This window comes from Martinezella sp. CNPSo 3732 (genome assembly GCF_057784515.1).
Genome location: NZ_JBXSOO010000010.1, coordinates 136,533 through 157,683, shown reverse-complemented (window position 1 = coordinate 157,683; position 21,151 = coordinate 136,533). Strand labels below are relative to the sequence as shown.

The following is a 21,151-nucleotide window of genomic DNA, read 5'->3' as shown; positions in this document are numbered from 1 at the left end:
AGGATTGATATGAGACAGGATTTTGCCGGCAAGGTTGCCGCCATCACCGGGGCTGCGTCCGGAATTGGCCTCGAATGCGCCAAATCGCTATTGAACGAGGGCGCCAGCGTCGCCCTCGTCGACCGGGCCGAAGATAGCCTGAAAAGCCTTTGCGCCGAACTGGGGGCGAACGCCTTTCCCGTCGTCGTTGATCTTCTGAAGCCCGAGAGTGTGGCAACCATGTTGCCGCAGATTCTCGACAGGTTCGGCAAGCTCGATATCTTCCATGCCAATGCCGGCGCCTATATCGGCGGCGAGGTCGCGGAAGGCGACCCCGATGCCTGGGACCGGATGTTGGATCTGAATATCAATGCGGCCTTCCGTTCGGTCCGCATGGTGCTACCGCACATGATCGAGCGCAAGACGGGCGACATCATCATGACGAGCTCGATTGCCGGTCTGGTGCCGGTGGTCTGGGAGCCGATCTACACGGCTTCCAAGCATGCCATCCAGGCTTTCACGCACACGGTGCGGCGTCAGGTTGCCAAGCATGGCATCCGCGTCGGCGCCGTGGCGCCGGGGCCGGTGGTGACGGCGCTGATCAGCGATTGGCCGCAGGCAAAACTCGATGAGGCGATTGCCGCAGGTGGCCTCATGGAGGCGACGGAAGTGGCGGAGGCGGTGGTCTTCATGCTATCCAGACCGCGTAACATCGTAATCCGGGATCTGGTGATCCTGCCCTTGAGTACGGATCTCTGATGACGACACCTTATTTCATCGGCATCGATGTAGGCACGGGCAGCGCCCGGGCTGGAGTGTTCGATGCGCGTGGCCATCTCCTCGCTGCGGCGAAGCGGTCGATCACTATCTGGCACGAAGCCGGCAGCATCGTCGAGCAGTCGAGCGAGCAGATATGGCAGGCTGTTTGCGACAGCGTCAAAGAGGCTGTCGCTAGGGCGAAGATCGCAGCCGGTGATGTCTCCGGCATCGGCTTCGATGCAACCTGTTCGCTGGTCGCGGTCAAGGCGGATGGCCGGCCAGTGGCAGTCGGCCCGTCGGGCGATGCCGATCGCAACATCATCGTCTGGATGGATCATCGCGCGGCCGGCGAGGCGGCGGAGATCAATGCCGGAAACCATCCCGTGCTGCGCTATGTCGGCGGCCGCATCTCGCCTGAGATGGAGACGCCGAAGCTGCTCTGGCTGAAGCGAAACCTGCCGCAATCCTTCGCGGCAACGGATCATTTCTTCGACCTCGCCGATTATCTGACCTGGCGCGCGACCGGCTCGCTGCAGAGATCGGTCTGCACGGTAACGTGCAAATGGACCTATCTCGCCCATGAGAAGCGCTGGGACGCCCAATATTTCATGGATATCGGCCTTGGTGAGCTGGCCGACGAAGGCTTCGTGCGGATCGGCACCGAGATCGTCGAGCCCGGTACGGCGCTTGGCGGCGGCTTGAATGAAACCGCCGCCCACGATCTCGGCCTTGCCATCGGCACGCCGGTTGGCGCGTCTCTGATCGATGCCCATGCTGGCGGCATCGGCACGCTCGGCGGGCGGGGAGAAGATGGCAAGGCTGATGTCAGAAACCGGCTCGCCTATATCTTCGGCACCTCCGCCTGCTCGATGGCGTCGAGCAAAGGGGCTGTCTTCGTCGATGGCGTCTGGGGACCCTATTATTCGGCCATGGTGCCTGGCCTCTGGCTGACCGAAGGCGGTCAGTCCGCGGCCGGTGCCGCGATCGATCATCTCGTCACCATGCATCCGGCCGCCGAAGAAGCTCGTCGGAAGGCCGAGGCGGAGGGGCTGTCGCTGGTCGCATGGCTTGATCGACGGGCCATGAAGGCAAGCGGCAACGCGTCCGACGCCGTGAAGCTCGCGCAATTGATCCAGGTCGTGCCCGAATTCCTTGGCAATCGGTCGCCCTATGCCGATCCCGACGCCCGCGCTGTGATCTCCGGCCTCGGGCTGGAAACTGGCATCGACGATCTCGTCGCGCTCTATGTCGCAGGCCTCTGCGGCATCGGCTATGGCCTCAAGCAGCTGCTCGAAAAGCTAGCTCAGGATGGCATCGCCTGCGACCTCATCATCGCGAGCGGCGGCGCTGCCCAAAGCGGCCTCGTGCGTCAGCTTCTGGCGGATGCGACAGGCCGGCCGGTCGCTGTCGCGGATACGGAGGAGCCCGTTCTTCTCGGTGCGGCGATGCTCGGCGCCACGGCTGGCGGGCATTCTGGTTCGCTCTTGGAAGCCATGGCCACCATGTCGCGATTGGCGAAGAGGTTCGAGCCGGCGGATGGTGCCATCAGGGCGTTGCACGAGCGGCGTTACGAAGCTTTCGAGCTGCTACAATCGGCAGATCGCAGCATCAGGGCCTTGATGGCGTCGTAAGTCCGGTCATCAGCCGCGATAGCGCAGCGCCTCCAGCACCACCGCAAATGCCGAGGACGGCTGGCGGCGGCTCGGATAATAGAGATGGTAGCCCGTCCAAGGCGGGCACCAATCCTCAAGCACACGAATGAGCCGACCGCTTTCGATATCTGGCTGCACCAGATCATGAGGCGCATAGGCCAAGCCATAGCCAGCGACTGCGGCGGCCAGAACCTGTCGGATACCGTTAAATGTCATCTGGCCGTCGACGCGCACCCGCAGTTCGTCGCTGCCCTTTTCGAATTCCCAGATATAATTGCCGCCATGGGTCGGAAGACGGAGGTTGATGCATTTATGAGCGGTGAGATCTTGAGGGATGAGCGGTTTGTCGCGTCCCCCGAAATAGGACGGGGAGCCGACCACCGCGAAAGCCTGATCGGGAGCGATGCGCACGGCGATCATGCCGTTGGCGACCGTCTGGCCGAGACGCACGCCGGCATCGAACCGTTCTGCCACAATGTCGGTCAGGCCGTAATCGTTGATGATCTCGACATGGATGTCGGGATAATCCTTCAGCACGCGGGCAAGCTTCGGCCAGATATAGGTATCGACGGCATAGTCGACCGCGGTGATCCGGATGGTGCCGGCGGGCTTTTCGCGCAATTCGGTAACGGCGAAGAGCTCGGCTTCGATCTCCTGGAAACGCGGCGTCAGGGATTGCAGCAGGCGCTCTCCGGCCGGTGTCGGGCTGACGCTGCGCGTCGTGCGCGTCAAAAGCCTGACGCCCATGCGCTCTTCGAGCTGTCGCACGGTGTGGCTGAGCGCCGATTGCGAAACGCCCAGCTGTGCCGCCGCCCGGGTGAAACTCCGCTCTCTGGCAACCGCGAGGAAGAACAGCAGGTCGTTGACGTTTTCGCGCAGCATCTATGAGTACCCCTCATATGTCCGGCGATGCTCTTATCACGGAATGAGGGAGTAACATAGCGCGAGCAACGAAGCGAAGGGCTAGTATCCTGCGCCAGCAGGCGTTCCGGTGTTTCAGCCAGTCACAGCGAAAAACGGCATTTATTGCTGCCGTTCATAAGTCTATGCGGGCGTGACCCACTACTGCTCTGAAATTTGGAGGCTAGATTAGCCTCATATGGTCGAGCCATTGCGGCTCATCGCAGGAAAGGATGTCATCATGGATATCAAGAGAAACGGGACGCAGCCATCCGGCAAAGGTCCTTCGGACTGGTTCACCGGCACCGTACGCATCGACCCGGTCTTTGCCGCCAATGACGCGCGGCGAGCTGCGGCCGGCAGTGTCACATTCGAACCCGGTGCTAGGACTGCGTGGCATACCCATCCGCGCGGCCAGACCTTGATCGTCACCGCCGGCTTCGGTCTCGTTCAGCGCGAGGGCGGGCCGATCGAGGAGATCCGCCCGGGAGACGTCGTCTGGTTCGAGCCGGGCGAGAAGCACTGGCATGGCGCCTCGCCAACGACAGCCATGACCCACATCGCCATCCAGGAGCATGTCGACGGCAAGGTAGTGGATTGGATGGAGCATGTGACGGACGCGCAATATCAGGGAAAATGAGGTCGAAGATCATGGCAGAAGGTATCCAGGACAAGGTCGTTGTCATCACGGGCGCCAGCAGTGGCCTCGGTGAAGCAGCCGCTCGCCGCCTCGCCAAGGATGGAGCCAGACTCGTTCTCGGCGCACGGCGTATCGATCGCCTGCGCGCGCTCGCAAAAGAGCTTTCGCTGAGCGAAGATGCGGTCGTCCAGACGGACGTCGCGGATTGCGCGCAGGTCAAGGCGCTCGTGGACCATGCCGTACAGCGAAACGGTCGCGTCGACGTGCTGATCAACAATGCCGGCCTCATGCCGAGTTCGATGCTTGAGCGTCTTCACATCGAGGAATGGGACCGGATGATCGATGTCAACATCAAGGGCGTGCTCTACGGGATTGCCGCTGTTCTTCCTTACATGAAGGAGCAGAAGAGCGGGCATATCATCAACGTTGCCTCGGTGGCCGGGCACAAGGTCGGGCCGGGCGGCGCCGTCTACTCGGCGACGAAGCATGCCGTACGCGCGCTGTCCGAGGGCCTGCGCCAGGAGGTAAAGCCTTACAATATCCGCACGACGATCATCTCGCCCGGTGCGGTCGCAACCGAGCTGCCGGACACGATCACCGATCCGGATGTCGCTGCCCGCATCACCGAAGTCTATAAGGGCGCCATATCGCCGGAGGCATTTGCCAGCACCGTGGCCTTCGCCATAAGCCAGCCGCAAGACGTCGATATCAACGAAATCCTGTTTCGCCCGACGGCACAGGTTTACTAAATGAAGCAACCGACCCGCGAGGCATTTGTGACCTCGCGGGCCGCGTCAAACGGGGATGGAAGAAGAGCTTATGATTCGGCTTGTGATTGGCGCGGCACTCGCGCTTGCAGCGCTTACCTGGTCCAATGCGCAGTGCATGCAGATGCCGACTGGTTTTTCCTTGCCGTCGAGCAGTGTATTTGTGGCTGATTAAACCCGGCTGCCAGTTGGCGGATGTCGCCATCGCGGCGGTGCTGGCCGTAGGCAGATAAGCATTCGGTTGCATGGCCGCGTAGTCTCGATCCATTGGCACGAATCGAGGATATCCGATGACCTCTGCTGAGCGTCCCATGCCGAGCGAAGCCGGCATCCTGCAGTTCATGGAGATCTGCGATTCCTTCTATCCGCCGGATGCGGTCACGGCTTCCATCGCGCAGCAGCGTCAATGGTATGACGCCTTATGCGCCCGTTTCGATCGCCCTTTACCGGAGGGCATGCAGACCGCGGATGATCTCGTATCCGGAACGATTCCCGTCAGGCGGTACAAGCCCGCCACTATCCGTACGACAACGAACCTGCTCTACCTCCACGGCGGCGGTTTCGTCGTCGGCTCGCTCGAGAGCCATCATGCGATCTGCGCCGAGATCGCCGATCATGCCGGCGCCGAGCTAATCTCCGTCGATTACCGTCTGGCACCGGAATATCGCTGGCCGGCACAGCCGGATGATTGTTTCAGTGTCCTCAAGCATCTGCTCGCCGAGGAGAAGTCCGTCGTGCTGATCGGCGACAGTGCCGGCGGTAATCTCGCGGCAGGGCTGACCGTGCGGGCGAAAGCCGACGGGCTTTCGGGCATTGTCGGCCAGATCCTGATCTATCCCGCGCTCGGCGGCGATCTTGTCTCCGGCTCCTATGAGGAGATGGCCGAGGCGCCGGGCCTGACGACGGCCGATGTCGCTTATTACCGCACTGTTCTGCAGGCGCCGGAAGGCGATCCGGTCGCAGGACCGCTTGCCTCGTCCTCTGTGGCCGGACTCCCGCCAACTTTCATCACGGTTGCGCATTACGATCCGCTGCGCGATGATGGCCGCAATTACGCGGCTCGGCTCGCACAGGCGGGCGTCGAAGTCTGGTTCCGCGAGGAACCGCAGATGGTGCATGCTTGGCTGCGGGCACGGCATATGAGCGAAGGCGCACAGGCCGGCTTTGCCGCCATATGCGCGGCGGCAAGCCGGTTTGCTGGCTCCCTCTGACCTACATCAGGTCGCGGGCGATCCGCTTCTCCTCGAATATCTTCCGGAAGATCTCGGTCTCGCCCTCATAGGCAACGACCGAGGCGCTGATGACCCAGTCCTTTGCCGTGCAGGATATGGAGGATGTCGCCACCGTGCGAACGAACCAGCCGGGCCGGCTCATGTCGCAAGTCCAAGTCGAGATGCCCGTCATCGACAGCGGGTCGTTTGGCGCGATCGACCATACCTCCTCGCGCAGCTGCCGCGTCGAAAGTCCCGTACCGGGATGTTCGGAAAGGCCGGTATCCTCATGGATTTCATAGCGGGTGACGCCGGCCGAGAGGTCGCGCACCACCTGCCGCTTCGTCGAGGCGGGTGCGTGTTCAATATATTTCGGCAGCGGATCGGGATTGTCGGGCTGCTTGATGTCGACGATCTCATGCGCACCGAGCTTGGGCAATGCTAGACCGATGGAGGCAATGTCGATCGTCAGACCAGGATCTTCCGGTGGCGGCAACACCATGGGCCAATAGGCCGTCGATAACGACAGGCGAATGCGGTGCCCCTTGCGGAAACGATAGCCGCACGCATCGAGCGTTAAGGTCACTCTGACCTGCTGGCCCTTGATCATCGGCTCCGGCGCGGCATTGCCGTCGCGATGAGCGAGATTGAGCACGCCGAAGGAGACGCGCGTTGCCGTGCCATCCGGATGGATATCGACGAGCCTGGCGCAGAGATTGGCAGTTTCGGCGTCGCATCTGAGCGTCAAGGTGACGACGGGGCGGCCGAGATAGTCGTGATCCTCGATCAGCGGCGCGGTCTGGAAGGTCAGTGACCCGGCATCGTCGACGCGCTGATCGATCGCCATTTCCGCGTCCGGCTTCAGGGTAAACCATTCACCGGAGGCCGTGCCCGTGTCGAGCGGTGACCGCAGATAGACGGGATGTTCCGGCGCATGTGGGATCGGCATGCCTTCCATCAGCGTGCCGAACTGCTCGACATAGAAGCACTGCATCTCCGGCTGCTGCCACTCTGTCTTGGCGATCCAGAAACCGGGATCGAAATCGCGGCGCATGGCGGGTTTGGGTGCGTCGAGAATATAGGCGCGCACGGAAGGCGTGTTCTCCACATTATTGCGTTCGCCGCGCAGCCAGTGGTTCCACCAGGCGATGGCCTCTCCATGGAAATCGACCCGCGGCTTCGGCCAGGCGAAATGCGGATATTTGTGAACCCATGGACCAATCAGTGCCTTCGCCTTATCCCCGAGCCCTTCGACAGCCAGCAGCGGCGTGTTCCGATAACCGTCAGCCCAGCCGGCAATAACGATGGCGGGAATATCGAAGCTTGCGAAATCCTCGCAGATCGATCCATGCCGCCAGAAATCGTCGCGGCGCTGATGCTCCAGCCATTCCTCCATGAAGAAGGGTTCCTGCTCCAGGCGCTGCCGCCACATATCGCGCCAGTCGTCGCCGACGATGGCCGGATCGGGCGAGCGCGATTGATAGCCGAGCATGGTCGCTGCCCAGGAAAGCTGGGCGGAGAGGTGGCAGCCGTTCTTGTAGTGGATGTCGTCATTATAACGATCGACCGTAGAGGCGATCGAAATTACTGCTTTCAGTGCCGGGGGCTTCAGGGCCGCGACCTGCAGGCAGTTGAAGCCGCCCCAGGAAATGCCCATCATGCCGACCGAGCCGTTCGACCACGGCTGTGCCGCGATCCAGGCAATCAGCTCGCAGGCATTGGCCAGCTCGAGCTCTGTGTATTCGCCATCGATGACGCCGCTGGATTCGCCGGAGCCACGGATATCGACACGAACGCCGGCAATCCCGGCTGCGGCAAAGACTGGGTAGGTGGATTCATCACGCGGGCTCGTCCCGTCGCGCTTGCGGTAGGGCAGGAACTCGAAAACGGCAGGCACGGGATCGCTCTCTGCGCCATCGGGCATCCAGATGCGCGCGGCAAGCCGCGTTCCGTCCTTCAGGGTGATCCACTGATTCTCGATAGTGGTGAAGCTGCGTTCGGCCATGATCATATATCCAGAAGAGGTTTAGGCGTTAAACCATACACGGCTGCCGATGTAGCCGTTGGACATATCGTTGCCGATATCGTCGACATATCCCTTCAGCGTTTTCGCAGAGGCCATGATGTAGTCATTGAAGACGGGCAGGATCAGGCCACCATCGTCTCGCACCATCAGCGCTAGCTGTCGATAAAGTACCTTGCGCTTGGCCTCATCGAGTTCAGACCTTGCCTGCAGCACCAACTTGTCGAAGTTAGGGCGCTTGAAACGCGTGTCGTTCCATTCTGCGGTCGACAGGTAGGAAGTGGAATAGCGCGAATCCTGCGTCGGGCGACCGCCCCAGAAGGAGGCGCAGAAAGGCTGCTTGTTCCAGACGTTGGTCCAATAGCCATCTTCCGGTTCGCGCTTCACGTCGATCGCGATGCCGGCCTTGCGCGCGCTCTGCTGAAACAGGATCGCCGCATCCACGGCACCCGGAAAAGCTGCGTCTGAGGTGAGCAACTGAACTGGGCGGTCGAGGCCCGATTTCTTGAAGTGGAAGGCGGCCTTGTCCGGATCATATGGGCGCTGCTCGATATCGGTCGGCGCAAGCGCGTAGTTGGAATTGACCGGATAGTCGTTGCCGATCGTTCCGTAGCCGCCCAGAACCTTGTCCAGGATCGACTTGCGGTCGATCGCATATTTCAGCGCAAGCCGCAGATCGGCGTTGTCGAAAGGCGCGGTGTCGCAATGCATCAGGAAGCAGTAGAAGCCCTTGCCGGCATTGCGGACTATCTCGACGGCCGGTGCCCTCTGCAGCATCGGTACGGTCTTCGGATCGACATTGTTGACGAAATGGACCTGACCGGAGGCCAGCGCTGCAATGCGGGCGGTGTTGTCGTTGATGACGAGGATTTCAACGCTGTCGACAAAGCCCCGGTCGGAGCGCCAATCCTTCGGGTTCTTCTCGAAGGTGGCGCGAACGCCCGGCTCAAAGCTTTTCAGAATGTAGGGGCCGGTGCCGATGGCCGCCGCCGGCTTGTCGACGCCGCCCTTTGGCTGGATGATCAGGTGGTAATCGGTGAGAAGGAGAGGCAGGTCCGCATTGCCTTCGGAAAGCGTCAGGACAAGATCGCCCGCTTTTTCTTCGATGCCGGTGATCGAGGCCATGAGCCCAAGAGCGCCCGACTGCGAATTCTTGTCCGCGTGCCGCTTCAGGGTCGCGACGATATCGGCAACCGTCATCTTGCTGCCGTCGTGAAACTGCACGTCGTTCCTGATCTTGAAGGTCCAGACCGATGCGTCCGCCGATGGCATCCAGGAAGTCGCCAACGACGGCAGGGGAGCGCCGGTCTTCGGATCGGATTCGATAAGCGTGTCGCCCCAGAGACGGCCAATGACGAACAAGACGGAGGCGCTATAAGTCGCGGGGTCGAGCGCATCGCTGGTGGCGCCGCCCTTGAGGCCGAGCTTCAGATGGCCACCACGCTTTGCTTCCTGCGCGCGGGCATCGCGCGGCATCAGGAGGCCGGAGGCGAGGGCCGGCAATGCGCCCAGCGCGGCAGCGCCGCCCAGGAAATGGCGGCGGCCGATTTTCAGCTGCGAAGATTGATCCTTTTGATGCGTCATGACAGTCCCCTCGTTTCCATTTTGTGCGTGGGAACCTAGAGAGCGGATCGGCCCATGCAATTTCGCGACTTGACGCATCTTTAAGCGAGTTTACGCTAGTCGTCTTCAATACGGAGCTACCGGTGCCTCATTTAGTCGAGAACCTCAAAATTGCTTGCGCAACCCAACGCTCCATTTCGCATCTGTGCCGTGCAATCGATATGAACCGGCAGCAATTCAACCGATATATCAACGGCCAGACGAGGCCGTCTGCCCATAATCTGGCGCGCATTGCCAAGTATTTCGATCTTGAGGCCGCCGACTTTGGTCTTGCTCCCAGGCTCTTTCGCGAGCGCCTTCGCAAACCGGCCCTGGACCTCAATCAAAGTTCCGAATTGTTAAGGGCGTTCCCCGGAGATCTAAGCGCGCTCCGGCGCCATATCGGCTATTTTCAGACCTACCATCGCTCACCCTCCTGGCCGGGGATGGTCGTCTGTTCCTGCAGTCGTCTTGTCGAGCAAGGCGGTCTTGTGCATGTCAAGTCGATGGAGCGCCTGCGGGACCCCGGAAACGGCATCCAGCAGTTTTCCAAATATGTGGGTTTGGCCGCCTTCTATCGAAACCGGATCTTCATTACCGAGCGTGTCGTCGGCTCGAATCCCATATTGTCACAGACGATTCTCCTGCCCTTCGACGAGTACCAGCGCGTCTATCTGCGCGGTACGACAATGGGAGTTTCCTGGCGAAAGGAAAACCTCCCCTATGCCTCACGGATGATCTGGCGCCATGTCGGCACCGAGCCGGACCTTCGTGAACTTCTCTCGCGCTGCGGACCTCTGCCGCTATCGTCGCGCCGGCTGCCGCCGACGGTGCGCTCATTCCTCGCCGATCCATCCGCAGAAGTATATGCGGTGCCGGCAGAATATTAAGGAGCCGATTGACCGGTCGGGTTAGTCTTAGGCGGTTCGGAGCGAACCCCCCAAATACAATAGAAAGTTGTGCTTTTACAGAATATATTAAGGGTCGCTTTATATGATTGCAGTTTATCTTGAGGTTGGCGACACATGCTTTGACATTCGGGGGCGGTTAGATGCTTTTCTCTGCGAGAACGGATGCAGATTCCAGCCCTCATACCTACGTCAGCGATCTGCTTCGGCAAGAAGCAAAGGTTAATTTACGCCACGACGCAGACATTCCCGATGCTGTCTCAGTCAATCGGCTGTTGAGTTTTATCAAGCATTTGTGGAGCGAAACCGGCGAGGAGTTGGATGTCAATGTCTTCTATCGTCATCGCACCCTCGATGACCTTGGCCTTGCAATTTCCAATCACGAAGATCTCTCAGTCTCGCCGAAAATCATAGAACTCCGTGGCGGCGAGGGCACCGCGCCGTTGCTGCTATTTGCCGGCGGAGCAAGCTGCTTCCTGGAAATGCAGCAACTGATCAAGGAAATCCGCTTTCCCGGACCGATCCTCGGCGTTGCGTTGACGGCCTTCAATCGCGATAGCCACCATCCGGCAACGGTCGAAGACGAGGTCCAAAGTACGCTGAGAGCGCTGCAGGCAGCAGGGATCCGCGAGCCATATCGATTGCTCGGTTATTCGTTTGGCGGTGTTTTTGCCTTGGAGCTCGCTCGCGTCTTGAGCGCGCAGAGGCAAAAGATTGCATTCCTTGGCATGCTGGATACTCCGTTTGGCGAGCAGGAGTGGCCCCTGATGACCTGGAGCAGGTTCATGTGGCAACGCTGGAGAAGAGCCCGAACCAGAAAGAAGAACCTAAGGAAAGCCGATGCTCAGCCACGCCGCCAAGCATCGACTCAGGCCAGCGGGTCGGTTATCGGGCGACGAGAACTCCTCGCAAAAAAACTGAAGCCCCTTTCTTTCCGCTACGCCGATCCGCATTCGGCCTATTATCCGGAGCTGGCACCGCAATGGATGGGGGATTATCCGCCGCGTTACGATGCGGCTGCCAGACAACTTCTGCGCATGAAAGGCCTTTACAAACCAAGCTGTTACGACGGCGAGTTGACCTTCTACCGCAGCCTGCAAGGCTCGCCGGTCGATTGCGATCCCAAGACCATATGGGGGCGCTTTCTCACGCACGCGAACTGGGTCGATGTTGCCGGCAACCATCAGAGCATGATTGTCGGCCGCAACGCCGGCACGCTCGCTCGCGACCTCAGCGCGCGGCTTGTGCGCTGAGGTCTCCATCGGCATGAAAGCGCGAGTGAAGGCTAAGCCGCAGAGGTGAAAGATGCCGGTCCTTCAATTTCCAGCGCTTGCCATCCTCCGAGTCGTCAGCACGCGCTCCAGCCAGCCGATCTCCATTTCGGGCACCGACTTCAACAGCAAGTCAGTGTAATCGTCGAACGGCGGCGACAGCGCTTGCGATTTCGGGCCGAAGCGAACGAGCTTGCCGCGATGCATCACCGCGACGCTATCGGCGATGGCGCGCACGATGGCGATATCGTGGGTGATGAAGACGTAGGAGAGATGCGCCTCTTCCTGCAGCTTCAAGAGCAGTTTCAGAATGCCTTCGGCAACAAGCGGATCGAGCGCCGAGGTCGGCTCGTCGCAAAGAATGAGTTCCGGCTTGGCCGCAAGCGCTCTAGCGATGGCGACACGCTGTTTCTGGCCGCCGGAAAGCTCGGCCGGATAGCGGTCGATGAAGCCGTTGCCCATTTCGATCTGATCCAGTAGCTCTTTCACGCGCGCCGTCTTTGCAGCGCCACGCAGGCCGTCATAGAAGGTCAGCGGGCGGCCGATAATATCGCGCACGGTCTGGCGTGGGTTCATCGCGGTATCGGCCATCTGGTAGATCAGCTGGATACGCCGCAGTTCCTGCCGCGAACGGTCTTTCAGGGCAGGTGTAAGCGGCTTGCCTTCAAAGGAAATCTGCCCGTCGCTTGGCGGCAGCAGGCCGGTAATCACGCGCGCAAGCGTCGATTTCCCGGAGCCGGATTCTCCGACTACCGCCAAGGTCTGGCCTTTAGGAACGTGTAGAGAAACATCGTGCAATACTTTGAAACCATTAGAGTATTGCGCGCTGATATTTTCGACTTTCAAAAGCGTGCTCGTCTGATCGGCGGCTTCTGCACGTATCTCCTGGCGGACGTTGACGAGCGCGCGGGTGTAGTCCTGTCGCGGCTCCTCGATGATCTGCTGGACACTGCCATATTCCACCGTCTTGCCGTGCCTCAGCACCATGATGTCGTCGGAAATCTGGGCGACGACGGCGAGGTCATGGGTGATGTAAAGCGCGGCGGTATGCGTTTCTTCTATCGCATGCTTGATCGCCGCGAGCACGTCGATCTGCGTGGTGACGTCGAGCGCGGTCGTCGGTTCATCGAATACGATCAGTTCGGGATTGGAACAGAGCGCCATAGCGGTCATGGCGCGTTGCAGCTGGCCACCCGAGACCTGGTGCGGGTAGCGGTCCCCGAAGGTTTCCGGGTTGGGCAAGCCAAGCACCCGGAAGAGATAGAGGGCACGCTTTCTTGCTTCTTCCTTCGACATCAGGCCATGTTTGACAGTTGCTTCGATGACCTGGTCACCCAAGCGATGCGCCGGATTGAAGGCCGCTGCTGCCGATTGGGCGACATAGCAGACTCGCGCGCCACGAATCCTGCGGATGCCGGATTTGCCGAGCGGCAGGATATCTGTGCCGTCGAGCAGCACTTGACCGCCGGTAATTTCCGCGCCGCCACGGCCATAGGCAAGCGCGGAAAGGCCGATGGTGGACTTGCCGGCGCCGGACTCGCCGATAAGGCCAAGGACTTTGCCTTTCTGGAGGTCGAAGGAGACGCCGTCGACGATGGTGACGCGCTTCGGTGGCTCGCCCGGCGGATAGCTAGTTGCCTCGATCTTGAGACCGCGAACGGAAAGAAGCTCAGGCATCGCCACGCCCTCCCTTGAGGCTGGAGGTGCGCCTTAGGAGCCAGTCGACCACCAGATTGACACAGATTGCGAGTGCCGCAATGGCGGAACCCGGCACGAGCGCGGCGGAGATGCCGAAGATGATGCCATCCTTATTGTCCTTGACCATGCCGCCCCAGTCGGCTGCCGGCGGCTGGATGCCGAGGCCGAGGAAGGAGAGGGTGGAGAGGAATAGGATCGAGAAGGCAAAGCGCAGCCCGAATTCCGCCAGCAGCGGCGACAACGTATTCGGCAGGATCTCGCGGAAGATGATCCAGATCTTGCCTTCGCCGCGCAGCTTGGCCGCTTCGACGAATTCCATGACCGCCACATCGAGCGCCACGGCACGGCCGAGGCGATAGACGCGGGTGGAATCGAGGATGGCCATGACGAGGATCAGCACGATCAGGCTCTGCGGCAGGACAGCGAGCACAACCAGCGCGAAGATCAGCGTCGGGATCGACATCATCAGGTCGTTGAAGCGCGAAAAGACCGTATCGATCCATCCGCGTGAGACGGCGGCGGTGAAGCTGAGGATGATGCCGAGCGAGAAGGAGATGATCGTTGCCGCCAGCGCGACGAAGAGCGTCGTGCGGGTGCCGTAGATCAGGCGCGACAGGATATCGCGGCCGAGATTGTCGAGCCCGAAGAAATATTGCGCATCGGCGGGCTGCCAGACATTGCCGACGACTTCCGTCTCGCCGAAAGGGGCGATCCAGGGCGCGAAGATGGCGCAGATGAAGGCAATCAGGATACCGATGATGCCGATCCAGGCGGTGATGGGGATATCTCTCAATCTCATCGCGGATGCCTCAAACGGGGGTTGGCGACGATGGCGAGAATATCGGCCGTCATATTGAGGAAGATGTAGACGGCGGCGAAGATCAGGCCGCACGCCTGGACCACAGGCATATCGCGTACCGTCACCGCATCGACCATGTACTGGCCCATGCCGGGATAGACGAAGACGACTTCGACGACGACGACGCCGACAATGAGATAGGCAAGATTCAGCGCGATGACGTTGATAATCGGTGCCAGCGCATTGGGCGCGGCATGCTTGACGATGGCGCGGAAGGCGGAGAGCCCCTTCAGCTCGGCGGTTTCCATGTAGGCCGACGACATGACGGACAGAATGGCCGCACGCGTCATGCGCATCATGTGCGCAAGCACGACCAGAACAAGCGTTGCGGTTGGCAGCGCGATCGCCTTCAACCGCTCGATGAAGCCCATGCCATCGAAGACCGTCGCCGGAAAGGTCGCGACACCGAATTTGACGGAAAAGAACATGATGAGAAGATAGCCGATGAAGAATTCCGGCAGCGAGATCGCCGCCAGCGAGATGACATTGATGATCTTGTCGGGCAATCGGTTCCTGAAATGGACCGCTAGCATGCCCAGGCAGACCGCCAGCGGCACTGAAATCAACGCGGCAAAGCCGGCGAGAAACAGGGAGTTGCCGAGCCGCTTGCCGATCTGCTCGCCGACGGAATTCTTGCTGGCCCAGGAGGTGCCGAAGTCTCCCTGGACGGCATTGCCGAGCCATTGCACATAGCGGGTGACCACAGGCCGGTTGAGGCCAAGCTCCTCGCGGATATTGGCGACGGCCTGCGGCGTTGCCGATTGGCCGAGATAAGTGGTTGCAAAATCACCGGGCAGGGCTTCTAGCCCACCGAAGATCAGGACGGAGACCGCAAAGAGCAGAATGATACTGAGCACGCAACGCTCGATAATGAGGGCCAGCAGCGGAAAGCGCTGCTTGAACCTCAACCCGGGCAGAACGGTTCCGGGAGGTGAATTGGACATGGCCGATGCCTCGCACTGAGAGCGGCTCCATGTTTCATGGGAATCGCTAAGCCGCTCAATCTTGTTGTTTTACGCAATTCCGGCCGAAAAACAGCTGAGCATTTTTCCGGGATTACATGAAACGTCGGGAGGACCGCGAAAAGCTTTCGCGGTCCGGGCTGTGTCAGAGATGAGGGCGTTTTCGCCCGGCTTCGGGCATCAGGTGTCCAGCCAGACGCGGGTCGCGACATAGCCGTTCGACATGTCGTTGCCGATGTCGTGGACATAGCCTTTCACCTGCTTGGTGGAGGCGTTCACGAAATCGTTGAACATCGGCAGGATGACGCCGCCTTCATCGCGCACCATCATCGCCATGGCGCGGTAGAGCTCCTTGCGCTTGGCGTCGTCCAATTCGGAGCGGGCCTGAAGAAGGAGCTTGTCGAAGTCGGGGCGCTTGAAGCGCGTGTCGTTCCAGTCCGCCGTCGACAGATAGGCGGTGGAATACATCTGGTCCTGCGTCGGTCGACCGCCCCAGTAGGAGGTGGAGAAGGGCTGGACGTTCCAGACGTTCGTCCAGTAGCCATCGCCCGGCTCGCGCTTGACCTCGATGTTGATCCCCGCCTTCTTGCAGCTTTCCTGATAGAGAACGGCTGCATCGACGGCACCGGGGAAGGCGACTTCCGACGTGCGCAGCAAGACCGAGCCGCTGTGGCCGGACTTCTTGTAATGGAAGGCAGCCTTGTCGGGATCGTAGGTACGCTGCTCGATCCCTTCGGGGAAGAGAGCATAGGTGCTGTTGATCGGGAAATCGTTGCCGACCTTGCCGTAGCCGCCAAGGATCTTCTTGACCATCGTCTCGCGGTCCATGGCGTATTTCAGTGCCAGGCGCAGGTCGTTGTTGTCGAAGGGCGCCTTGTCGCAATGCATGATGAAGACGTAGTGACCGCGACCGGCGGTGGACAGGATTTCGACGGTCGGCGCGCGCTTCAGAAGATCGACGGTTTTAGGGTCGACGCGGTTGATGTAGTGGACCTGACCCGACGACAGAGCAGCGATACGCGCCGTTGCGTCGTTCATGCAAATGATCTCGACCGAATCGACGAAGCCGCGATCGGTGCGCCAGTCGTCCTTGTTGCGTTCGAAAGTGGCGCGCACGCCCGGCTCGAAGCTGACCTGCTTGTAGGGACCGGTGCCGATCGAGGCGAGGGGATCGTCATAGCCGCCGTTCGGCTGGATGACGAGGTGATAGTCAGTCAGGAGCAACGGCATGTCGGCGTTGCCTTCGGTCAGCGTCAGGACGAGATTGTCGCCATCGGCCTTTATCTCCTTGATCGACTTCATGACGCCAAGCGCGCCGGATTCCGACTTCGCATCCGTATGGCGCTTGAGCGTGGCGACAACGTCGTCGATCGTCAGATCCTTGCCGTTGTGGAATTTGACGCCCTTGCGGATCTTGAAGGTCCAGGTGGCGGCATCCTTCGACGGCTCCCAGGATTCGGCGAGCGAGGGAACGGCAGCGCCCGTCAGCGGGTGGGATTCCACCAGCATGTCGCCCCAGCAGCGACCGATGCAGAACATGACCTGGGACAGGAATTTTGCCGGATCCTTCGAATCGGTTGCAGCACCGCCTTCAAGACCAAGCTTCAGATGGCCGCCGCGCTTCGGTTCGGCTGCCATTGCGCTTTCGGTAAAGAGTTTGTCGGCGAGCGTCAAAGTCACGCCGGCTGCCATTGCGCGTCCCATGAATTCGCGGCGGCTGAGCCCGCCCGCGGTGACGCGGCTTGCGAGATATTTCGTATAATCGTTCATTCCCCTGTTCCTTCTTCTTGCCGTGTTGACAAAGCTTTCGAGCAAGCCACTTCAGGTCACGGTTCCTCTTCCGCCTGAAGCCTGTCGCCTGCGAGCATGCGGGAAATTCAGCGGTTGCTGCCGCCTCTACCTTCCTTTCCAGATGGGGGCTCGCTTCTCGGCAAAAGCCCGTGCGCCTTCCAATTGGTCTTCGCTCGAATAGAGGACGTCGACGGTTGCAAACTGCCGTTTGGTGATCTTGTTCATGGCAGTCTGAAACGTCGAACCCTCCGCTTCGCGAACGATTTCCTTGATCGCAGCGTAGACCAGCGGCGGTCCGCTTGCGAGCAGACGGGCGAGTTCCCAGGCCCTGTCCATCAGCTTGTCGGCGATGACAATCTCGTTGACGAAGCCCCAGCGATGCGCCTCCTCGACATTGAGCCAGCGGCCGGTCAGCAGCATGTCCATAGCGATATGATAGGGAATGCGCTTCGGCAGCTTGATCGATGCCGCGTCGGCGACGGTGCCAGAGCGGATCTCGGGCAAAGCGAAGGTCGCGTGCGGGGCGGCGATGATGAGGTCGGTGGACAGCGCGATTTCCAGCCCGCCGCCGCAACAGATACCGTTGACGGCGCAGATGATCGGCTTGTTGAGGTCGCGTAGTTCCTGCAGACCACCGAAGCCGCCGACGCCATAGTCGCCGTCAACCGCGTCGCCGGCTGCCGCGGCCTTCAAATCCCAGCCGGCGGAAAAGAATTTCTCGCCGGCGCCGGTAACGATGGCGACGCGCAGATCCGGGTTGTCGCGGAAGTCGCGAAAGATCAGCCCCATCTTACGGCTGGTCGCCAGGTCGATGGCATTCGCCTTGGGCCGGTCGATGATGACCTCGAGGATGCCGTCTTCGGAGCGGGTTCGAATGGGATCTTGCAACTTCCGCTACCTCCTTCGCCGGATGAGGGCATCCGCGGCAACGACGCCGCGAGATTCTGCTAGGACCATCAATGGATTAATGTCTAGTTCTTCGAGATGTGCGGCATTCGTTACGACATATTCTGCCGCTGATAGGACGGCATCAGCTACGATATCGAGGCTGCTTCCCGCGCTACCACGATAGCCTTCGATCAATTTGCGAACTTTCAGCCGTGAAATCCGCTCCAGGACCTCAGCTTTCGTAACCGGAAGCGGCAAAACGACGGAATCCTCAAGCAGTTCCACGAGAATTCCGCCCGCACCGACTGTCAGGGTCAGGCCAACGACAGGATCGCGAACAGCGCCGACGATGAGCTCGGCGATGGGGCGGTCGACCATCCGCTCGACGAGGAACCCGTGGGCGACACCGGCCATTCCTTCGGCGGCATCCACGACGGCGCGCCTATCCCAGAGGTTGAGCTTAACGGCGCCAACCTCGGACTTGTGCTCGACCCCAAGAGCCTTGAGCGCGACCGGGAACCCAAGTTGCTCCGCGCACTCGGCCGCCTCGGTTGCTATGGCAACCGTCTTGCCGCGCGGGATGGCTAGGCCGGCTTCGGCAAGATCTGCCTTTGCGGCAGCTTCACTCAGGGTTTCGACCTCGCCTTCGGCAATGGAGACGTTGAGGAGCGGCAATGGCTGCGGCCTATTCCAGGCCTCGGCGATGCCGCTGGCGATATCCGCCGCCGCCAGCGCCTCGCCGATGCCGCAGAGCGGCACGATGCCGCTTTCGATCAGCCGTTGCGCGATAGTCTCCGGCAGGTTTTCAGGCAAGGTCGCCAGAATGGCGGCGCGAGCGCCCGTCTGCTTCGCCGCGGCGGCAACCGCCGCAACAGTAATCATCCAGTCGGCGCCATCACAACGATCCTCGCGCGGGAAGTCGAGAACGAGGAGATTGAGGGCATAGCCGCCGGCGAACATGGCGCTGAAGGCCTCCGTCTGGCGGCCCAGATCGCCCCAGACGAAGGTGTGATAGTCCAGCGGATTGGAAAGCGTCACCATCGGGCCGAGGGTCGCGCGCAGGGCAGGAAGCTGTTCGGCTTTCAACGCGCGGAACTCGATAGTCCCGCCGACGGCGGCGTCGGCCATCAGCGATGCCTCGCCGCCCGAACAGCTCATCGAGGAGATCGCATTGCTTTCGAGAGGGCCGGCAACATGCAGGAGTTTCAGTGTTTCGATCAGCTCCGGCAATGTCGCGACGCGGCCGATGCCGAGGCGATCGAGAACAGCGTCTGCCACCGCGTCGCTACCGGCAAGCGATGCAGTATGCGACACGGTCGCGCGTTGCGCCTGTTCTGATTTGCCGACTTTCAGTGCGACAACGGGCTTCCTCAGCTCTCTGGCGCGCATGGCGAGGGCTTCCAGTGCCCTGATATCGCCAAAGCCTTCGATATGCAGGCCGACCGCTGTGACGCGCGGGTCCTCAAGGACGGCTTGGGCAAGGTCCGACAGGCCGGTCTGCGCCTGATTGCCTGCAGTCATCAGGTAGCTGATCGGCAGGCCGCGCCTCTGCATGCTGAGATTGATGGCGATATTGGAGGATTGGGTGAGGATCGCGACGCCGCGCTCGGTTCTGACGATGCCATGTTGATCGGGCCAGAGCAGGGCGCCGTCCAACCCGTTGATCATGCCGTAGCAGTTCGGCCCGACGATCGGCATGGTGCCGGCAGCTTCGACCAGTGCGCGCTGCAAGTCCGCGCCATCAGCAAGTTCCGCCACGGCCTCGCTGAAGCCTGAGGCGTAGCAGACGGCACCGCCGGCGCCTCTGGCTGCGAGATCACGAACAATATCGACGGTGAGCGTCCGGTTGACGCCGACGAAGGCGGCGTCCGGCGCATCAGGCAGGTCGGCGACCGACCGGTAGCAGCGGCGGCCGAGGACGCTTTCCTGTGTCGGATGCACCGGCCAGATCTCGCCGGAGAACCCCATGCGGTCGCATTGCTCGATGACGCGCCGTGCCTCTCTGCCGCCGAAGACGGCGATCGTTTTGGGTCGGATCAGGCGGTCGAGCGAGCACTGGGTCATGGGCTCATGCTCCGAACGGCCGAAGCAGGTCGCGGCTGATGATGTGCCGCTGGATTTCCGAAGTCCCGTCCCAGATACGCTCGACGCGGGCGTCGCGCCAGAAGCGGGCGAGCGGCAGGTCGTCCATCAGACCCATGCCGCCAAAGATCTGGATTGCCTCGTCGGTGACGCGAGCGAGCATTTCCGAGGCATAAAGCTTGGCTGAGGCGATCTCGCGATTGGCCGGGATGCCGGCATCGAGCTTCCAGGCGGCCGATAGCGTGAGCAGATCGGCCGCGTCGATCTCGGTAATCATGTCGGCGAGCTTGAAGGATACGCCCTGATTGGCGCCGATCGGCTTGCCGAACTGCTTGCGCTCGGCCGCATAGGGCAGGGCGAGATCGAAGACACGGCGTGCCCGGCCGACGCAGGTTGCGGCGACCGTCAGGCGAGTCCCGTAGAGCCACTGATTGGCAAGATCGAAGCCGCGATGGACTTCGCCGAGCACCTGCGACTTCGGCAGGCGGCAATCGGTGAAATTCAGAATGGAATTGTGGTAGCCGCGATGGGAAACCGAGTCGTAACCCCTAAGGATCTCGAAGCCCGGCGTGCCGCGATCGACCAAGAAGGCTGTGATCTTCTTCTTGACGCCCCGATGCGTGTCCTCCTCGCCAGTGGCGGCAAAGACGATGACGAAATCGGCGACATCGGCGTGCGAAATGAAATGCTTCGTGCCGTTGAGCACGAAATCGTCGCCATCCTGCCGTGCCGCGCATTTCATGCCGCGCATGTCGGAGCCGGCATCCGGCTCGGTGATCGCGAGCGCATCGATTTTCTCGCCGCGTACCGCCGGCCGAAGATAGCGCTCGCGCTGCTCGCCTTCGCAGGCCATCAGGATGCCGGAGGGGCGGCCGAAGAAGACGGTGAGACCCATCGAGCCACGGCCGAGTTCACGCTCGACAAGGGTGAAGGTGACGTGGTCGAGCCCGGCGCCACCGATTTCCTCAGGAAAATTGCAGGCATAGAAGCCGAGCTCGATACATTTGCGCCGGATCTCGTCTCCGATTTCAGGCGACACAAAGCCGGTGCGTTCGACTTCGTTCTCGTGCGGATAGATCTCCGTCTCCACGAAGTCCCGGACCGTCCTAACGATCATCTCCTGTTCTTCGCTGAGCCCGAAATTCACGATCGCCTCCTC

17 protein-coding genes are annotated in these 21,151 nt (G+C 61.0%); 7 read left to right on the top strand and 10 right to left on the bottom strand.

The window, feature by feature from the left end:
* Positions 1-9: 9 nt before the first annotated feature.
* Both AC13RM_RS18085 and AC13RM_RS18080 read left to right on the top strand, forming a co-directional pair.
* Positions 10-738, top strand: a complete 729-nt coding sequence (locus AC13RM_RS18085; protein WP_374818201.1) for an SDR family oxidoreductase — start codon at positions 10-12, stop codon at positions 736-738.
* Positions 738-2,369, top strand: coding sequence for an FGGY-family carbohydrate kinase (locus tag AC13RM_RS18080; protein WP_374818199.1), 1,632 nt, complete (start codon positions 738-740; stop codon positions 2,367-2,369). Before AC13RM_RS18085 ends, AC13RM_RS18080 begins: the two co-directional genes overlap by 1 nt.
* A gap of 9 nt (positions 2,370-2,378) precedes the next feature.
* Here the strand turns inward: AC13RM_RS18080 and AC13RM_RS18075 are convergent, their stop codons facing one another.
* Positions 2,379-3,272 carry a LysR family transcriptional regulator gene (locus AC13RM_RS18075; protein WP_285172031.1) on the bottom strand — a complete coding sequence of 298 codons (894 nt, stop codon included), beginning with the start codon at positions 3,270-3,272 and terminating at the stop codon, positions 2,379-2,381.
* 259 nt (positions 3,273-3,531) lie between these two features.
* Between AC13RM_RS18075 and AC13RM_RS18070 the strand changes: the two genes are divergently transcribed.
* The 3 genes from AC13RM_RS18070 to AC13RM_RS18060 all read left to right on the top strand — a co-directional run bounded on the left by AC13RM_RS18070 (position 3,532) and on the right by AC13RM_RS18060 (position 5,908).
* Complete coding sequence (locus AC13RM_RS18070) at positions 3,532-3,930, top strand: (R)-mandelonitrile lyase (RefSeq protein WP_285172032.1); 399 nt, start codon at positions 3,532-3,534, stop codon at positions 3,928-3,930.
* Between the two features lie 11 nt (positions 3,931-3,941).
* Positions 3,942-4,679, top strand: a complete 738-nt coding sequence (locus AC13RM_RS18065; protein ID WP_285172033.1) for an SDR family oxidoreductase — start codon at positions 3,942-3,944, stop codon at positions 4,677-4,679.
* 308 nt (positions 4,680-4,987) lie between these two features.
* Positions 4,988-5,908, top strand: coding sequence for an alpha/beta hydrolase (locus AC13RM_RS18060; protein WP_374818196.1), 921 nt, complete (start codon positions 4,988-4,990; stop codon positions 5,906-5,908).
* Position 5,909: 1 nt separating this feature from the next.
* Here AC13RM_RS18060 and AC13RM_RS18055 read toward each other — a convergent pair whose 3' ends face one another.
* Both AC13RM_RS18055 and AC13RM_RS18050 read right to left on the bottom strand, forming a co-directional pair.
* Positions 5,910-7,913, bottom strand: a complete 2,004-nt coding sequence (locus AC13RM_RS18055) for a CocE/NonD family hydrolase (protein ID WP_374818194.1) — start codon at positions 7,911-7,913, stop codon at positions 5,910-5,912.
* A 21-nt stretch (positions 7,914-7,934) separates the two neighbouring features.
* Entirely contained in the window at positions 7,935-9,515 is a 1,581-nt protein-coding gene (locus AC13RM_RS18050; protein ID WP_374818192.1) for an ABC transporter substrate-binding protein, read from the bottom strand.
* Between the two features lie 122 nt (positions 9,516-9,637).
* Between AC13RM_RS18050 and AC13RM_RS18045 the strand changes: the two genes are divergently transcribed.
* Both AC13RM_RS18045 and AC13RM_RS18040 read left to right on the top strand, forming a co-directional pair.
* A complete protein-coding gene (locus tag AC13RM_RS18045; RefSeq protein WP_440478729.1) occupies positions 9,638-10,423 on the top strand; it encodes a helix-turn-helix domain-containing protein in 786 nt (261 codons plus the stop codon).
* Positions 10,424-10,584: 161 nt separating this feature from the next.
* On the top strand, positions 10,585-11,694 hold the full coding sequence (locus tag AC13RM_RS18040; RefSeq protein ID WP_488555374.1) for a thioesterase domain-containing protein: 1,110 nt from the start codon (positions 10,585-10,587) through the stop codon (positions 11,692-11,694).
* Positions 11,695-11,757: 63 nt separating this feature from the next.
* Here the strand turns inward: AC13RM_RS18040 and AC13RM_RS18035 are convergent, their stop codons facing one another.
* The 7 genes from AC13RM_RS18035 to AC13RM_RS18005 all read right to left on the bottom strand — a co-directional run bounded on the left by AC13RM_RS18035 (position 11,758) and on the right by AC13RM_RS18005 (position 21,139).
* Positions 11,758-13,389 (bottom strand): ABC transporter ATP-binding protein, encoded by a 1,632-nt coding sequence (locus AC13RM_RS18035; protein WP_488555373.1) that lies wholly within the window; start codon positions 13,387-13,389, stop codon positions 11,758-11,760.
* Positions 13,382-14,209: an ABC transporter permease gene (locus AC13RM_RS18030; protein ID WP_113231169.1), complete on the bottom strand. Its 828-nt coding sequence runs from the start codon at positions 14,207-14,209 to the stop codon at positions 13,382-13,384. Before AC13RM_RS18030 ends, AC13RM_RS18035 begins: the two co-directional genes overlap by 8 nt.
* Positions 14,206-15,213, bottom strand: a complete 1,008-nt coding sequence (locus AC13RM_RS18025) for an ABC transporter permease (RefSeq protein WP_488555372.1) — start codon at positions 15,211-15,213, stop codon at positions 14,206-14,208. Before AC13RM_RS18025 ends, AC13RM_RS18030 begins: the two co-directional genes overlap by 4 nt.
* Positions 15,214-15,411: 198 nt before the next feature.
* Positions 15,412-17,001: an ABC transporter substrate-binding protein gene (locus AC13RM_RS18020; RefSeq protein ID WP_488555371.1), complete on the bottom strand. Its 1,590-nt coding sequence runs from the start codon at positions 16,999-17,001 to the stop codon at positions 15,412-15,414.
* A 126-nt stretch (positions 17,002-17,127) separates the two neighbouring features.
* Positions 17,128-17,910 (bottom strand): carnitinyl-CoA dehydratase, encoded by a 783-nt coding sequence (locus tag AC13RM_RS18015; RefSeq protein ID WP_374818180.1) that lies wholly within the window; start codon positions 17,908-17,910, stop codon positions 17,128-17,130.
* A 6-nt stretch (positions 17,911-17,916) separates the two neighbouring features.
* On the bottom strand, positions 17,917-19,974 hold the full coding sequence (locus tag AC13RM_RS18010) for an acetate--CoA ligase family protein (RefSeq protein ID WP_374818178.1): 2,058 nt from the start codon (positions 19,972-19,974) through the stop codon (positions 17,917-17,919).
* Between the two features lie 4 nt (positions 19,975-19,978).
* Positions 19,979-21,139 carry an acyl-CoA dehydrogenase family protein gene (locus AC13RM_RS18005; RefSeq protein ID WP_285172049.1) on the bottom strand — a complete coding sequence of 387 codons (1,161 nt, stop codon included), beginning with the start codon at positions 21,137-21,139 and terminating at the stop codon, positions 19,979-19,981.
* Positions 21,140-21,151: the final 12 nt, after the last annotated feature.

What these genes read in the sequence shown, in the direction of transcription:
- AC13RM_RS18085 (WP_374818201.1), top strand. Translation starts at nt 10, where the DNA reads ATGAGACAGGATTTTGCCGGCAAGGTTGCCGCCATCACCGGGGCTGCG.
- AC13RM_RS18080 (WP_374818199.1), top strand. Translation starts at nt 738, where the DNA reads ATGACGACACCTTATTTCATCGGCATCGATGTAGGCACGGGCAGCGCC.
- AC13RM_RS18075 (WP_285172031.1), bottom strand. Translation starts at nt 3,272, where the DNA reads ATGCTGCGCGAAAACGTCAACGACCTGCTGTTCTTCCTCGCGGTTGCC.
- AC13RM_RS18070 (WP_285172032.1), top strand. Translation starts at nt 3,532, where the DNA reads ATGGATATCAAGAGAAACGGGACGCAGCCATCCGGCAAAGGTCCTTCG.
- AC13RM_RS18065 (WP_285172033.1), top strand. Translation starts at nt 3,942, where the DNA reads ATGGCAGAAGGTATCCAGGACAAGGTCGTTGTCATCACGGGCGCCAGC.
- AC13RM_RS18060 (WP_374818196.1), top strand. Translation starts at nt 4,988, where the DNA reads ATGACCTCTGCTGAGCGTCCCATGCCGAGCGAAGCCGGCATCCTGCAG.
- AC13RM_RS18055 (WP_374818194.1), bottom strand. Translation starts at nt 7,913, where the DNA reads ATGGCCGAACGCAGCTTCACCACTATCGAGAATCAGTGGATCACCCTG.
- AC13RM_RS18050 (WP_374818192.1), bottom strand. Translation starts at nt 9,515, where the DNA reads ATGACGCATCAAAAGGATCAATCTTCGCAGCTGAAAATCGGCCGCCGC.
- AC13RM_RS18040 (WP_488555374.1), top strand. Translation starts at nt 10,585, where the DNA reads ATGCTTTTCTCTGCGAGAACGGATGCAGATTCCAGCCCTCATACCTAC.
- AC13RM_RS18035 (WP_488555373.1), bottom strand. Translation starts at nt 13,389, where the DNA reads ATGCCTGAGCTTCTTTCCGTTCGCGGTCTCAAGATCGAGGCAACTAGC.
- AC13RM_RS18030 (WP_113231169.1), bottom strand. Translation starts at nt 14,209, where the DNA reads ATGAGATTGAGAGATATCCCCATCACCGCCTGGATCGGCATCATCGGT.
- AC13RM_RS18025 (WP_488555372.1), bottom strand. Translation starts at nt 15,213, where the DNA reads ATGTCCAATTCACCTCCCGGAACCGTTCTGCCCGGGTTGAGGTTCAAG.
- AC13RM_RS18020 (WP_488555371.1), bottom strand. Translation starts at nt 17,001, where the DNA reads ATGAACGATTATACGAAATATCTCGCAAGCCGCGTCACCGCGGGCGGG.
- AC13RM_RS18010 (WP_374818178.1), bottom strand. Translation starts at nt 19,974, where the DNA reads ATGACCCAGTGCTCGCTCGACCGCCTGATCCGACCCAAAACGATCGCC.